Source organism: Actinokineospora sp. (assembly GCF_050699995.1).
Classification (GTDB): Bacteria; Actinomycetota; Actinomycetes; order Mycobacteriales; family Pseudonocardiaceae; genus Actinokineospora.
The window spans coordinates 22,958-30,140 of the sequence record NZ_JBOHGC010000425.1; the positions used below are offsets into that span (position 1 = coordinate 22,958).

10 protein-coding genes are annotated in these 7,183 nt (G+C 70.9%); 3 read left to right on the forward strand and 7 right to left on the reverse strand.

Annotation, left to right across the window (positions count from 1 at the left end):
- Window positions 1-20 precede the first annotated feature (20 nt).
- Window positions 21-437: a TetR/AcrR family transcriptional regulator gene (locus tag ACRDSQ_RS21030; protein ID WP_431423427.1), complete on the forward strand. Its 417-nt coding sequence runs from the start codon at window positions 21-23 to the stop codon at window positions 435-437.
- Window positions 438-1,238 (forward strand): SAM hydrolase/SAM-dependent halogenase family protein, encoded by an 801-nt coding sequence (locus tag ACRDSQ_RS21035; protein WP_431423429.1) that lies wholly within the window; start codon window positions 438-440, stop codon window positions 1,236-1,238. It begins immediately after the preceding gene.
- 90 nt (window positions 1,239-1,328) lie between these two features.
- On the opposite strand, the gene ACRDSQ_RS21040 is transcribed toward ACRDSQ_RS21035, so the two are convergent.
- From ACRDSQ_RS21040 to ACRDSQ_RS21070, 7 genes are all read right to left on the reverse strand, one after another.
- Window positions 1,329-1,526, reverse strand: a complete 198-nt coding sequence (locus ACRDSQ_RS21040) for a hypothetical protein (RefSeq protein ID WP_431423430.1) — start codon at window positions 1,524-1,526, stop codon at window positions 1,329-1,331.
- A gap of 71 nt (window positions 1,527-1,597) precedes the next feature.
- Window positions 1,598-3,037, reverse strand: a complete 1,440-nt coding sequence (gene purB / locus ACRDSQ_RS21045) for an adenylosuccinate lyase (protein ID WP_431423431.1) — start codon at window positions 3,035-3,037, stop codon at window positions 1,598-1,600.
- Window positions 3,038-3,095: 58 nt separating this feature from the next.
- Window positions 3,096-3,809 carry a hypothetical protein gene (locus ACRDSQ_RS21050; protein WP_431423432.1) on the reverse strand — a complete coding sequence of 238 codons (714 nt, stop codon included), beginning with the start codon at window positions 3,807-3,809 and terminating at the stop codon, window positions 3,096-3,098.
- On the reverse strand, window positions 3,802-4,326 hold the full coding sequence (locus tag ACRDSQ_RS21055; RefSeq protein ID WP_431423434.1) for an RNA polymerase sigma factor: 525 nt from the start codon (window positions 4,324-4,326) through the stop codon (window positions 3,802-3,804). Before ACRDSQ_RS21055 ends, ACRDSQ_RS21050 begins: the two co-directional genes overlap by 8 nt.
- A gap of 54 nt (window positions 4,327-4,380) precedes the next feature.
- Window positions 4,381-4,965, reverse strand: coding sequence for a TetR/AcrR family transcriptional regulator (locus ACRDSQ_RS21060; protein WP_431423435.1), 585 nt, complete (start codon window positions 4,963-4,965; stop codon window positions 4,381-4,383).
- Between the two features lie 20 nt (window positions 4,966-4,985).
- Window positions 4,986-5,219, reverse strand: a complete 234-nt coding sequence (locus ACRDSQ_RS21065) for a hypothetical protein (protein ID WP_431423436.1) — start codon at window positions 5,217-5,219, stop codon at window positions 4,986-4,988.
- 571 nt (window positions 5,220-5,790) lie between these two features.
- On the reverse strand, window positions 5,791-6,309 hold the full coding sequence (locus ACRDSQ_RS21070) for a SigE family RNA polymerase sigma factor (RefSeq protein ID WP_431423437.1): 519 nt from the start codon (window positions 6,307-6,309) through the stop codon (window positions 5,791-5,793).
- 143 nt (window positions 6,310-6,452) lie between these two features.
- Here ACRDSQ_RS21070 and ACRDSQ_RS21075 point away from each other — a divergent pair.
- A partial coding sequence (locus ACRDSQ_RS21075) for a threonine aldolase family protein (protein ID WP_431423438.1) occupies window positions 6,453-7,183 on the forward strand: 731 nt, incomplete at its 3' end.

The window sequence follows — 7,183 nt, forward strand, 5'->3', positions numbered from 1 at the left end:
CGCGGTGAGATGGGCCGCGAGTGGCCGACGTCGCCGCCCACCCGGACGTCGCGCCCCGCACGGTCTACGTCCGGTTCGCCAACAAAGCCGCGCTGCTGCAACGGTGTCTCGACGTGGCCATCGGCGGCGACCAGCAGCGGGTGGCCGTCCCCGACCGCGACCGGTTCCACGCGGCCATGACCGCTCCCACCGCCGCCGAGCGGATCGCGCGGATGGCCGCGATCAGCGCCCGACTCTGCCGGACGGCGCGGATGTCGGCTGGCTCGCCGACACCGGTTCCCTGCTCGGGCAAGCCGAGATCTACCTGCTTCTCAACAAGACGACGAGTTGGGACATCCCCGCCTATGAGACCTGGCTCATCGCCACCTGGACACGGCTTCTGCGGGCGGCCGCCACGTCCTGGTGACGGGCTCGCCGTCGGCGGGCACACTTCGTGAATGGGGTACGACTGGATCTCGTTCACCACCGACTACGGCCTCGCCGACGGCTTCCCAGCGGCCTGCGAGGGTGTCATAGCCCGGATCGCCCCGGCGGCCCGAATCATCCACGTCACGCACCTGGTGCCACCGCAGGACATCCGGCGCGGGGCGGCCGTGCTCGCGCAGACCGTCCCCCACCTGCCGCCCGCGGTGCACCTGGCGGTGGTCGACCCCGGTGTCGGGACCACGCGCAGACCCATCGCGGTCACCACCGACACGGGGATGCTCGTCGGACCGGACAACGGACTGCTGATCCCCGCCGCCATCGCCCTGGGCATCTCCGCGGCGTACGAGCTGACCGAGTACCGGCTGAACCCGGTCTCGGCGACCTTCCACGGGCGCGACATCTTCGCCCCGGCCGCCGCCCACCTGGCCGCGGGCCTGCCGCCGGACCTGCTCGGGCCGGAGATCGACCTCGGGACCCTGGTCCGGCTCCCCGAACCAGAGACCGTCGCCACTCCCGGCAGGCTCGCCACCGAGGTGCTCAGCTCCGACACCTTCGGCAACCTCCAACTCGCCGCGACCGCGCTCGACCTGGCCGCGTCCGGGGCGAAGGCGCGGACCCGGGTGCACGCCCAGGTCGGCGACCGGTCCGTCGAAGCCGTCGTCGGGCAGACATTCGCCGACGCCGAACCCAGCGGCGCGGTGCTGCTCGTCGACTCCGCCGGGCACCTCGCGCTCGCGATCAACGGCGGCTCGGCGGCCGACGAACTCCGTGCGGGCGCCGGGAGTCCGGCGATCGTGCTGATCGGGCGCTAGCGCCTGTCTCGAAGTGCGGGCCGTGCCGCCGGACGGTTCGACGTTCAGCTGCACCTCGGTCACGGCGAACGCGGGCGGCTTCGTTTCCTTCTAAATGCTCGTGCCCCCACTGCCACCGCTGTTGCCACCACCGGACTTCGTGGTCGTGGTGGTCGTGGTGGTCGTGGTGGTCGTGGTGGTCGTGGTGGTCGTGGTGGTCGTGGTGGTCGTGGTCACGGACGTGCCGATCACGGCGCCGCCGCACACCATCCGCTCCTGCCGTCCCCGCTCATCGACCGCTCCTCTCACTGACCGCGTGAGAGTGATCGACAACGCCCGAATCGGCGTGACGGGGCCGGCCGGAATTCGCCCGATCGCGGCTAAAGGATCGCCCCGGGCACGTAACCCGACGCCTCGGGGAAGCGGCCGAGGACCTCTTCGACCCGCTTCACGACCGCCGCCACCTGCGCGCCCGCCACCCCGGTGAAGGGGAGCCGGTCGGCCAGCAGCGCGTCGAGGCGGGCGCGGTCGAGTGGGATGCGGTCGTCGGCGGCGAGGCGGTCGAGCAGGTCGTTGCGCTCGATGCCCTCCTCGCGCATCGCCAGGGCCACCGCCACGGCGTGCTCCTTGATCGCCTCGTGCGCGGTCTCCCGGCCGACCCCGGCCCGCACCGACGCCATGAGCACCTTCGTGGTGGCCAGGAACGGCAGGTAGCGGTCGAGTTCGCGGGCCACGACGGCCGGGTAGGCGCCGAACTCGTCGAGCACGGTCAGGAATGTCTCCAGCAGGCCGTCGAGCGCGAAGAACGCGTCCGGCAGCGCGACCCGGCGGACCACCGAGCACGACACGTCGCCCTCGTTCCACTGGTCGCCCGCGAGTTCGCCGACCATCGACGCGTACCCCCGCAGGATCACGGCGAGACCGTTGACCCGCTCGCAGGAGCGCGTGTTCATCTTGTGCGGCATGGCCGACGAGCCGACCTGGCCCGGCTTGAAGCCCTCGGTGACCAGCTCGTGCCCGGCCATCAGCCGGATCGTCTTCGCCACGCTCGACGGCGCCGCCGCGAGCTGGACCAGCGCGGACACCACGTCGTAGTCGAGGGAACGCGGGTAGACCTGGCCGACACTGGTGAACCTGTTCTCGAACCCGAGGTGCTCGGCGACGACGCGCTCCAACTCGTCGAGCTTGTCCTGGTCGCCCCCCAGCAGGTCGAGCATGTCCTGCGCGGTGCCGACCGGGCCCTTGATGCCGCGCAGCGGGTAGCGGGCGATCAGCTCGTCGACCCGCTGGAAGGCGACCAGCAGCTCGTCGGCGCCGGTGGCGAAGCGCTTGCCCAGGGTCGTGGCCTGCGCGGCGACGTTGTGTGAGCGGCCGGTCAGGACCAGGTCGCCGTGCTCGGCGGCAAGCCGGGCCAGGCGGGACAGCACGGCGGCGACCCGGCCGCGGATCAGCTCGAGGGACCGGCGGACCTGCAGCTGCTCGACGTTCTCGGTGAGATCGCGCGAAGTCATGCCCTTGTGCACGTGCTCGTGCCCGGCCAGCGCGTTGAACTCCTCGATGCGCGCCTTCACGTCGTGGCGGGTGACCCGCTCACGGTCGGCGATGCTGCCCAGGTCGACCTCGGGCAGGACCCGGCGGTAGTCCTCGATGGCCTGCTCGGGGACGTCGATGCCCAGCTTGGCCTGCGCGGAGAGCACGGCGAGCCACAGCTCGCGCTCCATCCGAACCTTCTCCTCGGGCGACCACAGGGTGGCCAACTCGGTGGAGGCATAGCGGCCAGCGAGGACGTTGGGGATGCGGGGCTTCTGCGCGGCGGTCACGTTTGCCCAGCTTACCGGGGTACCGGAGGCACCCCCAGCGCCCCCGGTACCCCGCGGCTCAGAAGTGCAGAGCCGGGTCGTTGGCCAGCGCGGTCAGGTAGCCGTTGATGACCTCCGGGGACGGGCCGCCGGTGCCGGACGCGGGCGCGTGCCAGGCGGCGGTGACCACCGAGGAGTCGGCACGAACCACATCCACCCAGTGGGCTCGATAGAGGTTGTCGCCTGGGGACCCATCGGTGAAATAGCAAGTCCCCGCGGCCATCTCGCAGGCCATGCCGTCCGGTCGTTGTTCGATTCCCGGCGCGATCACGGCCAGGTTGATCGCGAACCGGGTGCCGTCCAGCGTGAAGGTGGTGTGCTGGGACAGGCTGACGAAACCGCGCAGGCCCGGTACCCACGTGGGTTTGGCCACGATGTCGGTGGCGCCGGGCAGCACGACCGCGATCCGCGACCGCACCGCCACCCCGAGAACCTCGGACCGTTGGGCGAGCTGAGCGCTGGTGTAGGTCGGGCCCGTCGGCACCGAGGGCCGACCGGGAGGGGGCGGCCCCGGAAAGCCCGCCGCCTGCGTCCCCCCCATGGACTTGGCCGCGACCGGGGCGATGACGATCCCGCCGATGATCACGAGCGCCGCCACTCCCGTCGCCAGCAGCGCCCGCTTCTGGGAGGTCTCTTTGCGCGCGCGCGTGACCGTTTCGTCGATATCCAGCGCTAGCGGCGGTTCGACAGCCACAGCGGTCAACAGGTTGTCTCGTAGCTCGGTCTCATGCATGTTCCAGCTCCCCCTCGGTCAGTCGGGCGACGACCGCGCGCAGCGAGGTCAGCCCGCGGGCCGCCTGGCTCTTGACCGTGCCTTCCGTGCACCGCATGACCCGCGCGGTCTCGGCGATGCTCAGCTCGTCGAAGTACCGCAGGACCAGCACCGCGCGCTGACGCGGTGCCAGCGTCAGCAGAGCTTTGTGGACGAGGTCGCGGTCCCACGAGTGGCCGATGCCCTCGGCGACGTCGATGTTCGGGTCGGCGGTGTCGGGCACCTCGGAGCCGACCGGCTCACGGCGCCGCCACGGTTTGCGCTTCTCGTCGAGCCACGTGCGCAGCAGGACGGTCCGGGCATAGTTGTGCACGGTGTCGCGCTTGCCCACCCGCGACCACGACCGGTAGATCTTGACCAGTGTCGTCTGGACCAGATCCTCGGCGGTGTGCCAGTCGCCGCAGAACGGGTAAGCCGATCTCCGCAGTGTTCTGGCGTGTTCGTGGGCGAACACCCGGAAATCCTCGTCGTCTCGCAAGGCGCCCCCTTCCGCTTACTACTCACGCTCAGCGGGCGGAAAAGGTTGCGTCGATCAGGCGAGTGCTTCGCGAAGCATTCTGCGGGCAGCCGAGCGGGGGTCCGGGTCGACCTCGATGAGCGCGTTGACCACGGCGCCGTCGACCAGGGCGATCAGCTGCTCCAACCGCGCCTCGTCGATGCCCGCGGCGGACTTGGCGAAGGTGTCCATCAACAGCGACCGGAGCTCGCCGCCGAGTTCGAGGGTCAGCGGGCGCAGGTAGGGCCTGCGGGCGGTGGCGATCAGCCGCTCGTAGCGCAGCAGGATCGCCTGGGCGTCGTTGTCCCTGGCCTTGGGGCCAAGCAGCTGGTCGAGCACCAGCTCCACCAACGCTTCCAGGCCTTTCGGGCTCGTCGCCAGCTCGTTGAGGATCTCGCGGCCGCGGGCCAGTTCCTGGCGGCCGTGGAATTCGAGGGCTTCGACGATCAGGTCGTCGAGGGACTCGAAGTAGTAGGTCGTGGACGCCAGCGGCAGGCCCGCGCGCTCGGCGACCGAGCGGTGCCGGACCGCGTCGAACCCGCCTTCGATCAGCAGGGAGGCGGCGGCCTCCACGAGCGCGTGTTTGCGGCGCTCACCCTTGGGGGTGCTGGCGGTGGTCATGGTGTGGCAATGGTGCCAGGTCAGTACCTGGGTGCCAGCTCCTGGGCGAGTTCGCGCACGTCATCGGGGTTGAGCGGGAGTTCCGCGGAGTCCGGGAACGGCTCGACCACCACGATCAGCTGACCACCCGAGGCGGCGCCCGCCACCGATCCGGTGGCACCTGGCCGGTCGATCCACGGCGGCTCCAGCGGCGCGCTGACACCGGCGGGCACCAGCATGATCGACACCAGGCCGCGGCGGGGTCCGTCCTGCACGCCGAAGCTCGCGGACCGACCACCGGTCGGACAGCCAAGGGGGGAAGGAACGTACTCGCCGCGGGAAGTGGCGGCCGGGAGCTCGCCCGCGAGGGCAGCAGCGAGCTCCCGGTCCGCCGTTCCGCACCCGCTGGGGGTGCCACCGGCCTGAGAGCCGGCATTCCCATCCGACGAACGCCCCCTGCTTGGCGTCGCCGGCGGGAAGTCTTGGGCCTCCGCGGCCTTTTGTGACGGTCCGTCGGTCGTAACCTCGTATGGCGACGACAGATCGTTACTGTTTGCGGGAGATTCGGCCGATCCAGCAGCAGACGACTCGCCGGTGGTTTTACTGGGCCACCACGCGTCGCCGGCGACGATCACACCCGCCAACAGCGCAAAGCCTAGCGCTGTTCCGGTAAGAAGGGTGTTCCTCTTTCGGGTCAATCTCGATGACTCAGCGCTGATGTCCGACTGGTCGAAAGAGGGCGGCGGGACGTCGCGGACCGCGTCGTTGAACAGCTCTGAGAGCTTGCGCTCGTCCACTACCTCCACCCCCTCATCGTCACCGTCACCGTCACCGACACTGTGGCCCTCACAGCCCGGACCGCAGATCGTCGAGCGTGTCGCCCAGCGATTCCCGCAGGGCGGCCAGTCCCCGTGAGGTCTGGCTCTTGACCGTTCCCTCGGTGCACTTGAGCGTCTCGGCCGTGGCCGCCACGTCCAAGCCTTCCAGGTACCGCAGCACCAGCACCGCCCGCTGCCGCGGTGGCACCCTCGACAGTCCGTCGAGGAGCGCCGACCTGGTCGCGACCGCGGTGCCGATGTCGCCTTCGGTGCTCGCCGATTCCGGCAAGACCTCCGTCTGGCGCTCTCGCCGCCACGGCCTGCGCGTCTCGTCGATCATCGCGCGAACCACCGACCGGCGGACGTAGGCGTCCAGGGCCTGACGGTCCCGGACCTTGCGCCACCTGCGGTGCAGTGCGACGAACGCGGTCTGCGCGAGATCGTCCGCCTTGTGCCAGTCGCCGCACAGCAAGTACGCGGTTCGTCGCACGGCGTCGCGCCGCGCGGCGAAGTATTCCGCGAACTCCTGCTCGTCGCGCTGATCCACGCGAACGCTCTCCACTCGTCTGTACGGACTAGGGACGGATCTGACCGGCACCACGGTTGCATGGGGACCTGACGAGATCTACGCCACCCCCGGGATCCGTGGTCGGCGCGTAGCGGTATTGCCCGTTGTGGTGTGATCGGATCGTGACCACACTGCGCCGGATTGATCTCCGCTCGGACACCGTGACCAAGCCGGACTACACCATGCGGGCCGCGATGGCGGCCGCCGAGGTGGGCGACGACGTCCTCGACCACGACCCGACGATGCGGGCGCTGGAGGAGCGCGCGGCCGGGCTGCTCGGGGTCGAGGCGATGCTGTGGGTGCCCAGCGGGAGCATGGGCAACCTGATCGCGCTGATGCTGCACCTGGGCCGCGGCGACCGGTTCCTGGCCGCGCGCGGGTCCCATGTGCTGGAGGCCGAACTGGGCACGCCCGCGTGGCTGGCGGGCGGCATGCCGCATCCCCTGGAATGGACCGGCGGGCCCGGCCGGATCTCGGCCGACGACGTGAGCGCGTTCGCCGCGGCGGGGGCGCCGTACTACGCACTGCGGACGGCGCTGCTCTGCTTGGAGAACACCCACAACTTCGCCGGCGGCACGGTCACCCAGCCCGACCACCACGCGCTGCTGGTCGCCACCGCCCGCGAGGCGGGGATCCGGGTGCACCTCGACGGCGCCCGGCTGTGGAACGCGGCGGCGGCGCTCGGGGTGCCGCCCGCGGCGCTGACCGTCGGGGTGGACACGGTGCAGGTCTGCCTGAGCAAGGGCCTGGGCGCGCCGGTCGGGTCGCTGGTCGGCGGGTCGGCGGCGTTCGTCGCCGAGGCGCGCCGGGTGCGCAAGATGCTCGGCGGCGGCGTCCGTCAGGGCGGGGTGCT

Bases quoted from the DNA above. Each gene is read 5' to 3' on its own strand.
- ACRDSQ_RS21050 (WP_431423432.1), bottom strand. From the start codon at position 3,809: ATGCATGAGACCGAGCTACGAGACAACCTGTTGACCGCTGTGGCTGTC.
- ACRDSQ_RS21035 (WP_431423429.1), top strand. From the start codon at position 438: ATGGGGTACGACTGGATCTCGTTCACCACCGACTACGGCCTCGCCGAC.
- ACRDSQ_RS21060 (WP_431423435.1), bottom strand. From the start codon at position 4,965: ATGACCACCGCCAGCACCCCCAAGGGTGAGCGCCGCAAACACGCGCTC.